16 protein-coding genes are annotated in these 16,326 nt (G+C 76.7%); 12 read left to right on the forward strand and 4 right to left on the reverse strand.

Translation table 11 applies throughout. The features are described from left to right. From FA014_RS19985 to mutM, 11 genes are all read left to right on the forward strand, one after another. The coding region (locus tag FA014_RS19985; protein ID WP_230323075.1) for a hypothetical protein at window positions 1-296 on the forward strand (296 nt) is incomplete at its 5' end. Continuing rightward, complete coding sequence (locus FA014_RS11225) at window positions 293-2,545, forward strand: ATP-dependent DNA helicase RecG (RefSeq protein ID WP_328288196.1); 2,253 nt, start codon at window positions 293-295, stop codon at window positions 2,543-2,545. The genes FA014_RS19985 and FA014_RS11225, both read left to right, overlap by 4 nt. Window positions 2,546-2,635: 90 nt before the next feature. Then, window positions 2,636-3,328 (forward strand): ABC transporter ATP-binding protein, encoded by a 693-nt coding sequence (locus tag FA014_RS11230; RefSeq protein WP_154729770.1) that lies wholly within the window; start codon window positions 2,636-2,638, stop codon window positions 3,326-3,328. Continuing rightward, window positions 3,325-5,064 (forward strand): DUF6297 family protein, encoded by a 1,740-nt coding sequence (locus FA014_RS11235; RefSeq protein ID WP_230323076.1) that lies wholly within the window; start codon window positions 3,325-3,327, stop codon window positions 5,062-5,064. Before FA014_RS11230 ends, FA014_RS11235 begins: the two co-directional genes overlap by 4 nt. Then, a complete protein-coding gene (gene rsmD / locus FA014_RS11240; RefSeq protein ID WP_154729771.1) occupies window positions 5,061-5,672 on the forward strand; it encodes a 16S rRNA (guanine(966)-N(2))-methyltransferase RsmD in 612 nt (203 codons plus the stop codon). The genes FA014_RS11235 and rsmD overlap by 4 nt, the downstream gene beginning before the upstream one ends. 18 nt (window positions 5,673-5,690) lie before the next feature. Then, entirely contained in the window at window positions 5,691-6,194 is a 504-nt protein-coding gene (gene coaD / locus FA014_RS11245; protein ID WP_154729772.1) for a pantetheine-phosphate adenylyltransferase, read from the forward strand. Then, window positions 6,191-6,691, forward strand: coding sequence for a hypothetical protein (locus tag FA014_RS11250; RefSeq protein ID WP_154729773.1), 501 nt, complete (start codon window positions 6,191-6,193; stop codon window positions 6,689-6,691). The genes coaD and FA014_RS11250 overlap by 4 nt, the downstream gene beginning before the upstream one ends. A 126-nt stretch (window positions 6,692-6,817) precedes the next feature. Further along, entirely contained in the window at window positions 6,818-7,396 is a 579-nt protein-coding gene (locus FA014_RS11255) for a YceD family protein (RefSeq protein ID WP_154729774.1), read from the forward strand. A 2-nt stretch (window positions 7,397-7,398) separates the two neighbouring features. Continuing rightward, a complete protein-coding gene (rpmF, locus tag FA014_RS11260; protein ID WP_147796053.1) occupies window positions 7,399-7,593 on the forward strand; it encodes a 50S ribosomal protein L32 in 195 nt (64 codons plus the stop codon). A 60-nt stretch (window positions 7,594-7,653) separates the two neighbouring features. After that, window positions 7,654-8,454 (forward strand): ribonuclease III, encoded by an 801-nt coding sequence (gene rnc / locus FA014_RS11265; protein ID WP_154729775.1) that lies wholly within the window; start codon window positions 7,654-7,656, stop codon window positions 8,452-8,454. Window positions 8,455-8,461: 7 nt separating this feature from the next. Beyond that, on the forward strand, window positions 8,462-9,385 hold the full coding sequence (gene mutM / locus FA014_RS11270) for a bifunctional DNA-formamidopyrimidine glycosylase/DNA-(apurinic or apyrimidinic site) lyase (protein WP_154729776.1): 924 nt from the start codon (window positions 8,462-8,464) through the stop codon (window positions 9,383-9,385). A 22-nt stretch (window positions 9,386-9,407) separates the two neighbouring features. Here mutM and FA014_RS11275 read toward each other — a convergent pair whose 3' ends face one another. Beyond that, window positions 9,408-10,157 (reverse strand): hypothetical protein, encoded by a 750-nt coding sequence (locus FA014_RS11275; RefSeq protein ID WP_154729777.1) that lies wholly within the window; start codon window positions 10,155-10,157, stop codon window positions 9,408-9,410. A gap of 74 nt (window positions 10,158-10,231) precedes the next feature. Then, a complete protein-coding gene (locus FA014_RS11280) occupies window positions 10,232-11,179 on the reverse strand; it encodes a phosphoglycerate dehydrogenase (RefSeq protein ID WP_154729778.1) in 948 nt (315 codons plus the stop codon). A gap of 187 nt (window positions 11,180-11,366) precedes the next feature. On the opposite strand from FA014_RS11280, the gene FA014_RS11285 reads away from it, so the two are divergent. Continuing rightward, on the forward strand, window positions 11,367-11,996 hold the full coding sequence (locus tag FA014_RS11285) for a response regulator (RefSeq protein WP_154729782.1): 630 nt from the start codon (window positions 11,367-11,369) through the stop codon (window positions 11,994-11,996). A 474-nt stretch (window positions 11,997-12,470) separates the two neighbouring features. Here the strand turns inward: FA014_RS11285 and FA014_RS11290 are convergent, their stop codons facing one another. Both FA014_RS11290 and FA014_RS11295 read right to left on the reverse strand, forming a co-directional pair. After that, window positions 12,471-14,411 (reverse strand): HNH endonuclease signature motif containing protein, encoded by a 1,941-nt coding sequence (locus FA014_RS11290; protein WP_154729779.1) that lies wholly within the window; start codon window positions 14,409-14,411, stop codon window positions 12,471-12,473. 109 nt (window positions 14,412-14,520) lie between these two features. Next, on the reverse strand, window positions 14,521-16,272 hold the full coding sequence (locus tag FA014_RS11295; RefSeq protein ID WP_154729783.1) for a sensor histidine kinase: 1,752 nt from the start codon (window positions 16,270-16,272) through the stop codon (window positions 14,521-14,523). Between the last annotated feature and the right edge of the window lie 54 nt (window positions 16,273-16,326).

Raw genomic sequence — 16,326 nt, forward strand, 5'->3', positions numbered from 1 at the left:
TGCTGCCGGACGGCACCCCCGCGGACGAGGCCCGCGACGCGGTGCGCCGCGCGGCGCACGACGCGCTGGGACCGGTCCACGCGGGGAGCGGCACCGGCGACGCCGCCGAGGCGGGTGGCGCGCCGACGACGGCGGCCGCCGGGGGCCGGGTCGTCACGGTGCTGCCCGGGGACCGCCTCGACGCCGCCCACCTCGACCCGGCGTGGGTCGTCCCGGCCGGGGCGACCGACGACGCGGGGGTGCTCGCCGCCCTCGCCGACCTCGCCGATCCCACCCCGACGGAGGCGCGCCCGTGACCGTCCCCCACGACGCCGTGGTCCGACCGCTGCCGTACCTGGACCAGGACCTGGCCAAGCACGTCCCGGGCGCCGCGAAGAAGCTCGCCAAGCTCGGCCTGCACACGGTCGGGGACCTCCTGCGCTACTACCCGCGCCGGTGGTCCCACTGGGGCGACCCGGCGACGATCGGGCACCTGCGCGTCGGGGAGCACGTGACGGTGGACGGCGTGGTCGACCGCTCGACGACGCGCACGATGCGCTCGCGGGGCGGCGCGATCCTCGAGGTGGTGGTGCGCAACGGTCGGCAGTCGCTGCTCCTGACCTGGTTCGCGAAGCACCCCGGCGCCCTGCGGCACTTCGAGCAGCAGCTGAAGCCCGGCACGGTCGCCCTGTTCTCCGGCGTGGTCAAGGAGTACCGCGGCCAGCTCCAGCTGCTGCACCCCGAGTTCGAGATCGACGACCCGATGTCGTTCGAGGACGAGGCCCAGCGCCTGATCGAGTCGCAGCGGCCGCGGCCGGTCTACGGCCTGACCGCGGGCCTGCGGAACGACGCGGTGGTCGCCGCGCTGGAGACGGTGCGCCGCACGCTCACGCCCGCGGACCTGCCGGACCCGCTGCCCGACGAGGTCCGCGGCAGCATGCCGGGGATCCTGGACGCGCTCCAGGGGGTGCACCACCCCCTCGACGACACCGAGAAGGACCGGGCGGTGGCGCGGCTGCGCTTCGAGGAGGCGTTCGTCCTCCAGGCCGAGCTGGCCCGCCGCAAGGCCCGGTTCGCTGCGCAGTCGGCGGTGGCGCGTCCCCCGCGCGCGGGCGGCCTGCTGGACGCGTTCGACGCGCGGCTGCCGTTCGAGCTGACGGCGGGCCAGCGGGAGATCGGCGAGCAGATCGCGGGCGAGCTGGCCGCGGGCAGCCCGATGCAGCGGCTGCTGCAGGGCGAGGTCGGCTCGGGCAAGACGGTGGTCGCGGCGCGGGCGATGCTGCAGGTGGTCGACGCGGGCGGCCAGGCCGCGCTGCTCGCGCCCACGGAGGTGCTCGCCGCGCAGCACGCCCGGACGCTGCAGACCCTGCTGGGCGACCTCGCGGAGGCCGGGATGCTCGGGGGCGCGGAGGTGGCGACGCGGGTCGCGCTGCTGACCGGCTCGCAGGGATCGGCGGCGCGTCGGCGCGTGCTGGGGGAGATCGCGGGCGGGGCCGCGGGCATCGTGGTCGGGACGCACGCGCTGCTGTCGGAGCACGTGCAGTTCGCGGACCTCGGGCTGGTGGTCGTGGACGAGCAGCACCGGTTCGGCGTCGAGCAGCGCGACGTGCTGCGCGCGAAGGCCGGCGGCGTCCCGCACCTGCTCGTGATGACGGCGACGCCGATCCCGCGGACGGTCGCGATGACGGTGTTCGGCGACCTGGAGACGTCGACGCTGCGCGAGGTGCCGAAGGGCCGCGCGGAGGTGGTGACGCACGTGGTGCCGGCGGACAGGCCCGGGTGGCTCGAGCGCGCCTGGGAGCGGGTCCGCGAGGAGGTCGACCGGGGCGGCCGGGCGTACGTGGTGTGCGCGCGGATCGACGGCGACGCGAAGAAGGCCGACGTCGACGGCGCGGACCTGGTGACCGACCTGCCGCCGGAGGGCGAGGAGGGCGGGGCCCGCCCGCAGCGGCCGCTGCACGCGGTGTCGGAGGTCGCCGAGCTGCTCCGCGGCACCCCGGCGCTGCGCGGCGTCGCGGTCGGTGAGCTGCACGGCCGGATGGGGCCGGAGGAGAAGGACCGGGCGCTCGCGGACTTCGCCTCCGGCGCGGTGCCGGTGCTGGTGTCGACCACGGTGATCGAGGTCGGCGTGGACGTGCCGGACGCGACGGTGATGGTGGTCCTCGACGCGGACCGGTTCGGCATCTCGCAGCTGCACCAGCTCCGCGGGCGGATCGGCCGCGGGAGCAGGCCCGGCGTGTGCCTGCTGGTCGCGGACGCGCCCGAGGGCACGGACGCGGCCACCCGGCTCGGGAAGCTGGCGGAGACCCGCGACGGGTTCGAGCTCGCGGCGGTGGACCTGGCGCTGCGCCGCGAGGGCGACGTGCTCGGGGCGGCGCAGTCCGGCGGGAGCTCCTCGCTCCGGCTGCTCCAGGTGACCGAGCACGCCGACGTGATCGAGCGGGCCCGGGTCGCCGCGCGCGAGCTGGTGGACGCGGACCCGGACCTGGTCGCGCACCCGGCGCTGGCGGCGGCGATCCAGCAGATGCTGGCGGGGGAGCGCGAGGAGTTCCTCGACCGGACCTGAGCGGGGCGGGGCGGGGCGCGGCGTGATCTCCCGCACGGCGGGCCGTCGGTCCCGGCGAGCGCCCCAGCCGCGGTGCGTACTCTGCTCCCCGTGTCGAAGCAGCCCGTGATCCGTGCCGTCGATCTGCTCGTCGGGTACGGCGGGGAGCCCGTGTGCGCCCCGGTCTCGTTCACCCTCCCGCCCGGGAAGGCCCTCGCGCTGGTCGGCGCGAACGGCTCCGGCAAGTCGACGGTGCTGCGCGCCGTGCTCGGCCTGCTCGAGCCGGTCGGCGGCCGCGTGGAGGTGCTGGGCCGCGCGGTGGACGAGCGCGAGATCGGGTTCCGCACCCGGGTCTCCAGCGTGCTGGACGACGACGCGTACTTCCCGGCGCTGACGGTGGCCGAGCACCTGTACCTGACGGCCCGCGGGCACGGGGTGCAGGGCGCGGACGCGGTGGTGGACGAGCTGCTCGACGAGTTCGGCCTGGCGGAGCACGCCGCGGCGCTGCCCGTCGCGCTGTCCTCCGGCCAGCGCCGGCGCCTGCTGCTCGCCGCCGGGCTGGTGCGGCCGCGGTCGCTGCTGGTGCTGGACGAGCCCGAGCAGCGCCTGGACGTCGCGATGCGCGACCACCTGGCGCAGCGGCTGCTGGACGAGAAGCGCGCGGGCGGCTCGGTGCTCCTGGCGACGCACGACCCCGAGCTGCTGCGCGTGGTCGCCGACCGCGCGGTGCTGGTCGCCGACGACCAGTCCCGCCTGCTCAGCACCGCGGACGCCGTCGAGGCGCTGCGGCCGGGCGTGCTGTGAGCCGCCGCGGCCCGGCGCGCCCCCCGCAGGACCACGGCCCCGACGACGTCGCCGACGGCCCCGACCCGTTCGCCGTCGCCCCCGGCGCGGCCGACGCCCCGGCCGCGGCCGCCGGCTGGGACGACCTCCCCGCGCCGGCCGTGGCCCCGACGGACGGCCGCACGCCGGTCCCCGGTGCCCGGTCGATCCGCCGGTACACCGCGCAGGTCGCGCGCCGCCGGTCGGGCGCGGGCATCGGCGAGGTGCTCGGCGACGTGTACTACGCGGTGGTCACCTCGGCGATCGGCCTGGGCGTGGCGCTGGGCCTCGCGGGCCAGCTGCGCACGACGCTGCCGCACGTGCCGGACCAGGCGCTGCGCTCCGGCATCAGCCTGCCGACGGTCGTGGCGGTGGCGGCGTTCGTGGTGGCGGGCGTGGTGCTGTCGCTGAGCGCGCGGCTGGGCCCCGTGGGCGCGGGCGGCGCGGAGGCGACGTGGTGGCTCGGCACGCCGGTCGACCGGCGCGGGCTGCTGCGCCCGGCCTCGCTCCGGCTGCCGATCGCGTCCGGCCTGATCGGCGGGGTGGTGCTCGCGCTGCTGGACGGCGGCCTGCTCGCGGACCACGGGGTGGGCCACGTGCTGCGCCTCGGCGGGACGGCGGCGCTGGTGTGCGCGGGTCTCGCGCTGCTGGCCGGGCACCTGCAGAGCCGCGGCGTTCCCCGCCGCGCGACCGCGCTCGCGGGCGACGTCGTGATCGGGGTCGCGCCCGTCCTGGCGCTCGTCGCGGCGCTGGCGGGCTGGCGGATCGCGGCGCTGCCGGACGTGCCCTGGTGGGTGCTGGCGGTGCTCGCGGTGGCCGTCGCCGGCGCCTGGTGGTGGCTGGACACCCGGCTGGACCGGATCCGCGGGCGCAACCTGCGGGAGAGCGGGTCGGTCGCCACGCAGGCCGCCGGTGCGCTGGTGTCGATGGACTCGCGCGAGCTGGGCCGGGCGCTGTCGGACTCGGCCGCGCGGCCGCGCCGGCGGCGGGTGCGCCGGATGCGGCTGGTCCGCGGGCCGGTGTCGGCGGTGGTGGTCGCGGACGTGACCGTGCTGCTGCGCTCCCCCCGGCACCTGGTGCAGCTGGTGGTGTCGGCGCTGGTGCCGGTCGTCGTGGTGATCACGCCGCAGCTCGCGGGCGTGGTCGGCGTGATCCTGGCCGTCCTGGTCAGCGGGTACGTCGGCATGCTCGCGACGGGGGAGGGCGCGCGCCGCGCCGAGATGGCCCCGATCGTCGACCGGTTGCTGCCGATGTCCGCGAAGGGCGTGCGCCGCGCGCGGCTGATCGTCCCGGGTGCGGCGATGCTTCTGTGGTCCGCGGCGGCGTTCGCCGCGGTCGGTCGCTGGGAGGGCGAGGTCGGGCCGTGGTTGCTGCTCGGCGTGGTGTCGGCCCCGGTGTGGGCGGGTGCGGCGCTGCGCGCCGCGTACCGGCCGTCGCCGAACTGGGAGGGCCCGCTGGTGGCGACACCGATGGGCGCCCTGCCCGGCGGCGTGGCGGCCGTGCTGTCCCGCGGCCCGGACGTCGCCGTGCTCGGCATGGTGCCCGTCGTCCTGTCGGTGGCGCTCGGCACGGTGCTGCCCCAGGTCGTGGTCGTGCAGGCGGCCGTGTCGGCGATCGCGCTGCTCGTCGGCTCGAGCACCAGCACGAAGACGATGATGGAGCGCATGACGGACATGCAGGAGACCGCGGAGGCCGAGAAGAAGCGGGCCGGCCGGTGACCCGGGTCGTCGCGGGGTCGGTCGGCGGGCGCACGCTGGCGGTGCCGCCGCAGGGCACGCGCCCCACGAGCGAGCGGGTGCGCGAGGCGCTGTTCTCCCGCCTGGAGCACCTGGACGCCGTCGAGGACGCGCGGGTGCTCGACGGGTACGCGGGGTCGGGCGCGCTCGGGCTGGAGGCGGCGAGCCGCGGGGCCGCGCACGTGGTGCTGGTCGAGTGGGGGAAGGCCGCCGCGGAGGTGTGCCGGAAGAACGTCGCCGCGCTGGGCCTGCGGGGCCGGGTGGACGTGGTGCGCGAGCGGGTCGAGGCGTATGTCGCCCGCCCCGCGGCCGAGCCGTGGGACCTGGTGCTGCTGGACCCGCCGTACGACGTCCCGGACGCGACGCTGGCCGAGGTGCTGGCGGCGCTGGTGCCCGCGCTGACCGTCGAGTCGGTGGTGGTCGTGGAGCGGTCCACCCGCAGCGCGGCGCCGCCCTGGCCGGAGGGGATGCACGGGTTCGACACGCGGGCGTACGGCGAGACGGCGGTGCACCTCGGGGCCCGCAGCCCGCTCGACGACGCGCCGTCCGACGCGCCCGGGGACGCCGCCGTCGAGGACGCCCGGGGCTGACGGCGTAGATTCGGCTGCGTGGTTCTCGCGGTCTGCCCCGGCTCCTTCGACCCCTTCACGCTCGGTCACCTGGACGTGGTGCGCCGCGCGCGGCGCCTCGCCGACGAGGTGGTCGTGCTCGTCGCGCACAATGCCGCCAAGCGGCCGCTGCTCGACGTCGACGCCCGCGTGGCGCTGATCGAGGACGCGGTCGCCGGCCTCCCGGGCGTGCGCGTCGCGTCGTCCGCCGGCCTGCTGGCCGACGAGCTCCGCGCCCTCGGTGCCGACCTGGTGGTCAAGGGCCTGCGGGGCGGCGCGGACTTCGACGCCGAGCTCCCGATGGCGCTGATGAACCGGCACCTGTCCGGCGTGGAGACCGCGTTCGTCGTCGGGGACCCGTCCCTGTCGCACGTGGCGTCGTCGCTGGTGAAGGACGTGGCCCGGCACGGCGGCCCGATCGACGACCTGGTGACGCCGGCGGTGGCCGCGGCCGTCCGCGCGGCGCTGAGCACCCCCACGACGGCCGAAGAGAGCCCCGCATGACCGAGCAGACCACCCCCGGCGCCCAGGGCCGCCCCGAGGGCCTCAGGGCCGTCCTGGACGCGCTGGAGCAGGCCGTCCAGGTCGCGCGCGCTGTGCCGATGTCCGCCTCCGTGCTCGTCAGCCGCGCGGAGCTGCTGGACCTGGTCGAGCAGGCCCGCGCCGCGCTGCCGACGCAGATCGGCCGCGCCGACGAGGTGCTGGCCGCCGCGGACGCCGAGCGCGCCGCCGCCCGCGCGGACGCCGAGCGGATCGAGGCGCAGGCGCGCCGCCGGGCCGCGGAGCTCGTCGAGCAGGAGTCCGTGGTCGCGCAGGCGGCCGAGCGGGCCGCCGAGATCGTGCGCGAGGCCGAGGAGACGGCCCGCGCGCTGCGCCGCGATGCGGACGACTACTGCGACCGCCGGCTCGCCGACTTCGAGATCGACCTGGGCAAGGTGCTGACCCAGGTGCAGGCCGGCCGCGCGAAGCTCGCGGACCGGCTGGAGGACGGCGAGGGCTGACCGCCCGGGTGTGACCCAGGCCGCCCGCCGCGCGATTGGGCGGACGGGGGGCCGTGCCGTAGGATCGACCGTTGGTCCCGCCGGTCATGGCAGGGACCGAGACCCCTCACGACAGGAACAGGGACCGTGGAGCGCGCCAACCACCTCGATCCCCGCTCGCCGTTCGTGCTCGACACCCACGAGCTCGGCCGACGTCCGGGATCGATGCGGCGTACCCGCGTCACGGTGCCGGCCCCGGAGGATCTCGGTACCGACGTGATCGGCGTCCCCGTCGGTGACGACGTCGAGCTGGACGTCCAGCTCGAGGCCGTCGTGGAGGGGGTGTTCGTGTCCGGCTCCGTGCGGGCCCGGGCGGTCGGGGAGTGCGTGCGCTGCCTGGACGAGGTGGTCGAGGATCTCGACGTCCGCGTCCAGGAGCTGTTCGTCTACCCCGGTCGCGCGGAGGCCGCGAAGGACAGCGGCGACGACGAGGAGGACCTCCCCGAGCTCGACGGCGACCTGGTCGACGTGGAGCCCCTGGTTCGGGACGCGGTCGTGACTGCGCTACCGTTCCAGCCGTTGTGCCGGGACGACTGCCCCGGGCTGTGCTCCATCTGCGGGGCGCACCTCGCGGACGACCCGCAGCATTCCCATGAGACCCTTGATCCTCGGTGGGCTGCCCTCGGTGGCCTGCAGAGCACGCTTGACGAGAAGAGAGAGAGCTAGCCGTGGCTGTTCCGAAGCGCAAGATGTCGCGCAGCAACACCCGTGCGCGTCGGTCGCAGTGGAAGACCACTGCCACGACGCTCAGCACCTGCCCGCAGTGCAAGTCGAACATGCGCCCGCACCAGGCGTGCCCGACGTGCGGCGCCTACGCCGGTCGGCGCTACGCCGAGGCGATGCGGACCGAGCACGCCGGCTGAGCCGACGCGCCGCAGGCCGGGCGCCCCGGTGACGTACCGGAGGGCGCGGGCCGCCGCACGATGAGCACCACCGCAGCACAGCTCGCCCAGCAGCTCGGGGTCCACCTGGACCCCGAGCTGCTGGTGCTGGCGCTCACGCACCGGTCGTTCGCCCACGAGGCGGGCGGCATCCCGACCAACGAGCGGCTGGAGTTCCTCGGGGACACCGTGCTCGGCCTGGTCGTCACCGAGGACCTGTACCGCCGGCACCCCGGGCAGTCCGAGGGCGAGCTCGCGAAGATGCGCGCGGCGACGGTGTCGCAGCGCGCCCTCGCCGAGGTCGCCCGCGCGCTGGACCTCGGGTCCTACGTGCTGCTCGGCAAGGGCGAGCTCGCCACGGGCGGGCGGGACAAGGACTCCATCCTGTCCGACACCCTGGAGGCGCTGTTCGGCGCCGTCTACCTGTCCCACGGGCTCGAGGTGTCGCGCGGCGTCGTCATGCGCCTGGTCGGCCCGCGGCTGGCCCAGGCGGCCGACCTCGGCGCGGGCCTGGACTGGAAGACGAGCCTGCAGGAGCTCACCGCGACGCTCGGCATGGGTGCCCCGGCCTACCAGGTGACCAGCGCCGGCCCGGACCACGCCCGCGTGTTCACGGCCGAGGCCGTGGTCGCCGGCGGCGTGTACGGCACCGGGACCGGCACCGCCAAGAAGCTCGCGGAGCAGCGGGCGGCCGAGCTGGCCTACACCGCGCTCAGCGCGGGGGCGGGGTCCGACGAGGCCGCGGCCGGGGCCGACGGCACCGCCGCCGACGGCGAGACTGCACCGGCCGACGGCGAGGCGGCACCCGCCGGCGACGCGCTGGCGTCGCGCACCACGGACTGACGCCGGCGTGCCCGAGCTGCCCGAGGTCGAGACCGTCCGGGACGGCCTCGAGCGGCACGTCGTGGGCCGCACGGTCCGCGCGGTCGAGGTCCGGCGCCCGTACAGCGTCCGCCGCCACCTGGCCGGCCCCGACGACCTCGCGGGCCGCCTCGCCGGCCGCACCCTCACCGCGGCCGCGCGCCGCGGCAAGTTCCTCTGGCTCCCGCTCGACCACCCCGGCGCGGCCGGTGCGACGCCGGACGACGCGCTGCTCGCGCACCTGGGCATGAGCGGCCAGCTGCTCGTGCGCGGCACGCCTGCCGACGTCGAGCAGGGCGCCGCGCACACCCACCTGCGGGTCCGGCTGCTGCTCGACGGCGGCGGGGCGCTCGACTTCGTGGACCAGCGGACGTTCGGGCACCTGTCGGTCGTCGACCTGCTGCCGACGCCGGACGCCCGCCCCGGCGGCGCTGGCTCGGACCTTCCCTTGGTGCCGGCGCCGGTGGCGCACATCGGCCGGGACCTGCTGGACCCGGCCGTCGACCGCGAGGCCGTCGCCCGGGCGATCCGGCGCCGCCGGACGCAGGTCAAGCGTGCCGTGCTGGACCAGACCGTGGTGTCCGGGGTCGGCAACATCTACGCGGACGAGGGCCTGTGGCGCGCGCGGGTGCACCCCGCGACGCCGACCGCCGGCCTGGACCAGGCGACGGCGCTGCGGGTGCTGGACGGCGTGGCCGGGGTGATGACCGACGCGCTGGCGCAGGGCGGGACGAGCTTCGACGCCCTCTACGTCAACGTGAACGGCGCCTCCGGGTACTTCGACCGGTCGCTGGCGGTCTACGGGCAGGCGGGCGAGCCGTGCCCGCGGTGCGGGACACCGGTGGTGCGGGAGCCGTTCATGAACCGCTCGTCCCACTTCTGCCCGGCGTGCCAGCCGGCGCCGGCCGGCTGACGACCCGCCCGCGGGCCGGCGGTCAGGCCGCCAGCGCCCGCAGCTCCGCGGCGACCCTGGCGGTCACGGCCTCCGGCCAGGGGTAGCGCCGCGCCGCCGAGCCGAGCGCCCAGCCGTCGAGCGCCAGCGCCGCCACCAGGGCCCGGTCGGTCAGGTCCTCGCCGCGCGTCACCGGGGACGTCTCGCGGGTCGCCTCGACGGCCCCGGGCGCCACCTCGACCCCGGTCAGCGCGAGGAACCGCACCATCGCGACGACCCGCTCCGAGCTCGCGCAGGCCGCCAGCAGCTCCGGCAGCTCGGGCTCGTCGTGCGCGGGCAGCAGGTCGTCGAACGCCTCCTCGGCGATCCGCCCGACCAGCGCGTCGACGAGCTCCTGCACGGAGCCGTGCATGCTGAGGATCCAGTCCGGGTCGCGGCCGCTCTCCTCGGCGACCCGGTCCAGCGTCAGGGCGTCGGTGCCGCCCTGACGGACCAGCCGGAGCACCGCGTCGGTCAGCGGCGATGGGTCGCGGAACGGCTCGGCCTCGAGCTCGAGGTCCAGGTTCGACGCGCACTGGTGCGGCGCCGGCAGACCGGCGTACGCGGCGACGGCCTGCAGCGCGCGGCCCCACCAGCCGTCGTCCGGCGGGTGCACGTCGGCGAGGAACCCGAGCAGGCAGCCGTCGACGGCCAGGGCGGCGACCGTCTCGCGCGGGTCCGCCCCGCCGGCCTCGGCCGGCGCGACGGGCAGCAGGTCGACGCGGTCGAGCAGGGTGGGCGCGGGGGAGGTCATCGGGTGCTCCTCTCTCGGGGAGCAGTCCACTGTACCAACTGGACGGTCGAGCGCTCGGCGGTGCTCGGCGTTGCTCAGCGGCGCACGAGGTTCCGCAGGGGCTCCCCGCGCTCGAAGGCCCCGATGTTGTCGGTCAGCAGCGTGTCCGCGCCCACCGGCCGGCCGCCCGCCGCGTGCGGGGTGATCAGGATGCGGGGCTCGTCCCACAGCGGGGAGGTCGGCGGGAGCGGCTCCGTCCGGAACACGTCGAGCGCGGCGCCCGCGATGCGCCCGCCCCGCACGGCCTTGAGCAGCGCGTCCTCGTCCAGGGTCGAGCCGCGCCCGACGTTGACCACCCAGGCGTGCCGGGGCAGCCGGGCGAACACCGCGGCGTCGAGCGCCCGCCGGGTGGTGGAGGTGGCCGGGAGGATCCCGATGAGGACGTCGGTCCCCGGCAGGGCCTGCGGCACCTCGTCGGGCGCGATCACCGGGTAGCCCGCGCGCTCGCCGGCCCGGGAGGCGACACCCACGACCTGCGCGCCCAGCACGGTCAGCAGCGGCGCGAGCCGGGCCGCGATCGAGCCGAAGCCCCAGATCAGCACGCGGGCGCCGGACAGCGAGCGGAACTCCCCGCCCTCGTGCGGCAGCTGCTGCATCCCGCCGAGCTCGGCCGCCCAGCGGTGCTCGTCCTGCGCGCGCACCAGCTCCGGCAGCCGCCGCGCGGCCGCCAGGACGAGCGCGAGGGTGTGCTCGGCGACCGGCCCGTCGTGCAGGCCCCGGCCCGAGGTGATCTGGACGTGCGGTGCGAAGCCCGCCGCCAGCACCGAGTCCGGGCCGGCGGCCAGGGTCTGCACCCAGCGCAGGCGACCCATCCGGCGGGCGGCGTCGGCGAGCTGCGAGGTGGGGTTGCCCCAGGCGACCAGACCCTCCGCCTCGACCAGCTCCTCGGGCACCGGCTTCTCGACGTCGTACGTCACGGTGCGGACGGTGCCGGGCACCGCGGGGGACAGGGCGATCGAGGAGGGGAGCAGCACCGTCGTCATGGACGCGAGCGTGGCGTACCGGGCGCGCCGGCGCCAGGCGGAGCGGCCCCGGCGGCCGGCCTCCGCGGGGCGAAGTCGGTGCGGCCGGTGCGCCGGTAGCCGGCCGGGACGCGGGGCTGGATACGATGACGCCGTGTCCGCCACGAACAGCGCAGTCCAGCCGGCCCGTCCAGGGGAGATCTCGGTGATGATCGTCGACGACCACGAGGTCGTGCGGCGGGGCATCGCCGAGGTCGTCGAGCGCGCCGACGGCATGAAGGTCGTCGCCGAGGCCGGGTCCGTCGCCGACGGCGTGCGCCGGGCGGGCCTCGTGCACCCCGACGTCCTGCTCGTCGACCTGCAGCTGCCCGACGGCACCGGCATCGACCTGATGACCCAGGTGCGCGCCACGCTGCCCACCGCCCGGGCCATCGTCCTCACCTCGTTCGACGACGACGACGCGCTGGCCGCGGCCCTCGAGGCCGGCGCCGCCGCCTACCTGCTCAAGAGCGTCCGCGGCGCGGAGATTACCGACGTCGTGCGCGCGGTCGCCGCGGGCCGCACCCTGCTGGACGAGCGCACGGTCACCCGCCGCCGCGCGGGCCACGAGGACCCGACCGAGAACCTCACGCCGAGCGAGCTCAAGGTGCTCGACCTGATCGGCGACGGCCTGTCGAACCGGGAGATCGCCGAGCGGCTCGGCGTGGCCGAGAAGACCGTGAAGAACCACATCACGTCGCTGCTGGCCAAGATGGGGCTGCAGCGCCGCACCCAGGTCGCGGCCTGGGTCGCCGCCCGCCGGCACTCCGGCTGGCGCGCGGAGACCCACCACTCCTGAGGACCGCGGGGGTGCCTCCGGGCACCCCGGATCGAGCGTGGCGCGTCTGGCCCGGGGCCGTCGGTTCCGGGCGCGGTCGCGGCTGACTGCGCGGCCGCGACTGATCACGCGTCCGTGACCGACGGACCCGCCCGCGACCGACGGACCCGCCCGCGACCGACGGACCCGCCCGCGACCGACGGACCCGCCCGCGACCGAGCGCGTGTCCGCGGCTGACGGACCTGCCTGCGGTCGAGCGTGTGCCCGCATCTGGGCGCGCCCGCGGCTGACGGACCTGCCTGCGACCGAGCGCGTGTCCGCGGCTGAGCGCGTGCCCGCGGCTGACGGACCTGCCGCGGCTGACGAACCTGCCCACCGCTGACGGACCTGACCGCCGCTGACGGACCTGCCCGCGACTGACGACGTGCCGGTGCCCGGACGACGTGCCTCGGACGTGCCCGGGACGTGCCCTCGCCCCCAGGACCTCCCCTCGCCTCAGAACGGGGGTGGTGCGTCGTGGGGGTCGGCGGTGGCGTCGTGGCTTTGCCCCGTGCCGGGTCGGGTGAGGTAGCGGTGGCCGGTGGGGGTGATCCACTCGAAGAGGCCGGGTTGGATCTGGCGCAGGCGGAAGTCGCCGTCGGTCTTGAGGCGGTGGTGGCGGTGGCACAGGGGTCCGAGGTTGTCGGCGTCGGTGCGGCCCAGGGGCGTGTCGGGGTCGGTTCCGGGTCGGGGGTGGAACTCCTCGGTGTGGTCGAGGTCGCAGCAGCGGGCCGGGACGGTGCACCCCGGTGCGGCGCAGGTGGCGTCGCGGGTGCGGACGAGCTCGGCCAGTGCGGTGGGTGGTCGGTAGCGTTCGCGGCCCACGTCCAGGACGCGGTCGGTGAGCGGGTCGGTGACGACCCGCTGCCAGACGCCGCCGGTGGCGAGTGCCCTGGCCCGGGTCGCGTCGAGGGGGCCGTGCCCGTCGAGGTGGGCGGGTTGGTCGTCCAGGCCGAGCAGGGTGGACGCAGCGATGGTGATGCGGACCTCGGCGCCCGGGCGGCCGGAGCAGCGGGTGCAGCCACGCCGCGCGGTGGGCGCGGCGGCGACGGTCGGCGGGTCGGGCGCGGTGGCGACGGTGCTGGTCTCGTTCCCGGTCGCGGTCCCGACCTCGGTGTCGGCGTCGGTCGTGGTCTCGGCCCCAGTGTGCGCGGCGGGTGCGGCGACCGGTGACGCCGCGTGCTCCCCGCCGGACACCCGGTGCGCGGTGGGCACAGCGCCCCGCTGAGCGGGGGCCTCGCTGCCGGACACCCGGTGCGCGGTGGGCGCGGCGGGCGCGGCGTCCGGCGGAGCCGGGGCCTCCTGGCCGGGCGCGGGGTGCGCGGCGGTCTCGCCGAGCGGGGTGAGGGTGGCGATCGGGATCGGCTCGACCGGGGGTGCGAGCACCGGCCCGTCCCGGTCGGAGAACCACGTCCCGTTCCACGCCCGTCTCGGCTGCGGCGGTTGCGGTGGGCCCGGGGTCAGCTGGACCTCGAACGCCGGCCCGTCGGATGCGGGCACGTCACCGACGACGAGGTCCCGGAGCCCGTCGGCCCGGAGCTGGTCCAGGGTGCGGGGGTCACCCAGGGCCTTCGCGGTCTTCGCGGCGTGGGTCAGCACCCCGTCGACGCGGATCGCGTCCTCGGCGTCGAGCACCAGCCACATGGACGCCATTCCGTCCGGCTGCGGCCGCGGGTGGCTGACCCTCCTGGTGCGCCGGGCGCGGTCGTGGCGGCCGGCGGCGCCCTCGGGGTCGAGCAACCGGACCTCCCGCTCGACCCGCTGTCGTAGCTGGGCGACCGAGCACTGGTGCGCGTCGGGCAGCACCGCGTCCTCCACCGCGTGCGCCACCTGGAAGGGCAGGTCCGCCAGCGTCGCGGCGAGGACCTGGGCTCTGGCGGCGTCGATGTGCCCGGCCTCCAGCGCCTCGTGGGTCTGCCCGAGCAGGCTGTCCAGGACGACCGCCCGGTGCACGGTCTTCGTCGCGGTGACCCGGGGCCACCCGAGCCGCATCGCCAGCTCGTCGCCGGCGACGCACGCCTGCGTCGGCGGCGCCCCCGCGAGCGGTGACCAGTCCGGGCGCATCTCCTCCCGCGAGGCGAGGACCGCGATGGCGTCGAGCATGGCGGCGTGCTGGTGGCTCTCCATGCGCGCCCGCGCCGCGACCACCTCCACCAGGACCGCCGAGGGCAGCACGTCCAGGTCCAGGCCCCGCAACCACGCGTCCAGCACCGGCCCGGGCGGGCAGGACCGGATCGCCTCGACCTGACGCTGCTCGCCCGTCCTCGGCGACCCACCGGTCGCCACCACGGGGTCCGGACCGAGGTCCGTCAGGCACGCCCCGTCGGGCCCGTAGACCGGCAGCACCACGGCGGCGACCACGTCGCCGTCCGGGTGTTCCTGCAGGTCAAGTGCCATGGAACAACGCTACCGGCGACCGCCCACACGACCCCGGCTCCGGGAGCCCGCCCTGGGGACGGCGCACGACCACGGCACCTGTGGACATGTCTCGGGAGACCCCGCGGGCTCAGCCCAGCGGGACCTCCCACGACAGCAGCGTCCCGCGGCCGCCGGGGGCGACCCCGAGCGAGAACGTCCCGCCGTGCTGCCGGGCGCGTGCGGCCAGGTTGCCCGTGCCGGACCGGCGGTCGCGCGTCGCGGGCAGGCCGACCCCGTCGTCCTCGACCTCGACGTGCACGGTGCCGAGCGGACCCGCGCCCCGGACCGTCACCCGCACCGCCACCGAGGACGCGTGCGCGTGCCGTGCGGCGTTCGCCAGGCCCTCGCGCACGACCGCGACGACGTCGTCGGTCCGGTCCGGGCCGATCCGCTCGTCGATCAGGTCCGCGACGATGTAGTCGCCGTCGGGCACCGACTCGCCGTCCAGCGTGACGATCAGCGACGGCGCGAAGCCCAGGCCGGTGCGGGCCAGCGAGGCCTCCCGGCGCAGCCGCTCGACGATGCCGGTCGCGGCGTCCGGGTCGCGCAGCGCGTAGACGATCTGGCGGATCTGCCGCACCGAGGCGTCGACGTTGTCCAGCGCCTCCTCGACGATGCTCGTGAGCTCGGAGGGGTCGACGCCGCGGGAGGACCGGCGGCGGACGGTCTCGAGCTGCATGCCGGTCGCGAACAGCTGCTGGATGGCCAGGTCGTGCAGGTCGCGCGCGATCCGCTCCCGCTCGTCGAGGAGGGCCGCCTGGTCCTGGGCGTGCCGCGCCTCGGCCAGCACGAACGCCAGCGCGGCCTGGGACGCGAACGACTCCGCGGTGTCGAGGTCGCCCTGGTCGAACGCCAGGGTGCCGACCTTGCGCAGCAGGATGAGCACGCCGACGCCGCGGCCGGAGGTCTGCAGCGGGGCGAACAGCGCGGAGCCGAACGCGCGCATCGCCGGCACGGTGATCCGGCTGGACCGCGCGAGCGAGTCGATGATCAGGCCCTGGCCGTCCTCCATGACGGACCAGGTGGGACCGCCGGGGGTGAGCTGCGCGCCGACCAGGGCGTCGGCGTTGTGCCCGTCGGCGAGCTCGATGAGCAGCTCCCCGCCCACGCCGGGCAGGGCGAGGGCGGCGGTGTCGGCGTCCGCGACGTCCCGGGCGGTCGCCGCGATGTGCGCGAGCGCGTCCTCCTCGTCGGCACCGGACAGCAGCATCGTGGTGATGTCCTGGCCCGCGCGCAGCCAGTGCTCCCGGCGGGCGCCCTCGGCGAACAGCTGGGCGTTCGCGACCGCGACACCGGCAGTCGCCGCGAGGGCGATCACCGCGGTGGCGTCCTTGTCGGTGAACCCGCCGTCCTTCTCGGACAGGTACAGGTACCCGAAGACCTGCTCCCGCACGCGCACGGCGGCGCCCAGGAACGAGCCCATCGCCGGGTGCTCCGCGGGCCAGCCCCGGAACGCGGGGTGCTCCGTCAGGTCCTCCAGCTTGAGGACGCCGTGCGCGGGGATGTGCCCGAGGACGCCCTGGGCGTGCGGCGGGTGGCCCATCATCGCGGCCGCGGCCGCGGGCACGCCGGTCTGGACGAAGGTGGTCGACTCGCCGCGGGAGTCGAGCACGTTGATCGCGCCGTACCGCGCGCCGGTCAGCTCGACAGACACCCGGACGAACCGCTCGAGCACGCCGGGCAGGTCGAGGCCGGAGGCGACGGACAGCACGGCGTCCAGCAGGTCGGCGAGCTCGTCGCCCGTCTCGGACGCGGTGCCGAGCTCCAGGTGCGAGCGGCCGCCGGGCTCCCGGACGTGGATCGTCGTGGTGGGGCCGGGGCCGTACGTCGGGGCGGCCACGCCGAGCGCCGCGGCGCGCCGCTCGGCCGCGGCGGCGTCCTCCGGCCGCGGGCC

This window comes from Cellulomonas hominis (genome assembly GCF_005239125.1).
GTDB classification, from domain to species: Bacteria; Actinomycetota; Actinomycetes; order Actinomycetales; family Cellulomonadaceae; genus Cellulomonas; species Cellulomonas hominis_A.

Coding starts and splice junctions, on each gene's coding strand:
- FA014_RS11250 (WP_154729773.1), top strand. CDS start 6,191: ATGACCGAGCAGACCACCCCCGGCGCCCAGGGCCGCCCCGAGGGCCTC.
- rnc (WP_154729775.1), top strand. CDS start 7,654: ATGAGCACCACCGCAGCACAGCTCGCCCAGCAGCTCGGGGTCCACCTG.
- FA014_RS11275 (WP_154729777.1), bottom strand. CDS start 10,157: ATGACCTCCCCCGCGCCCACCCTGCTCGACCGCGTCGACCTGCTGCCC.
- FA014_RS11280 (WP_154729778.1), bottom strand. CDS start 11,179: ATGACGACGGTGCTGCTCCCCTCCTCGATCGCCCTGTCCCCCGCGGTG.
- FA014_RS11285 (WP_154729782.1), top strand. CDS start 11,367: ATGATCGTCGACGACCACGAGGTCGTGCGGCGGGGCATCGCCGAGGTC.
- FA014_RS11290 (WP_154729779.1), bottom strand. CDS start 14,411: ATGGCACTTGACCTGCAGGAACACCCGGACGGCGACGTGGTCGCCGCC.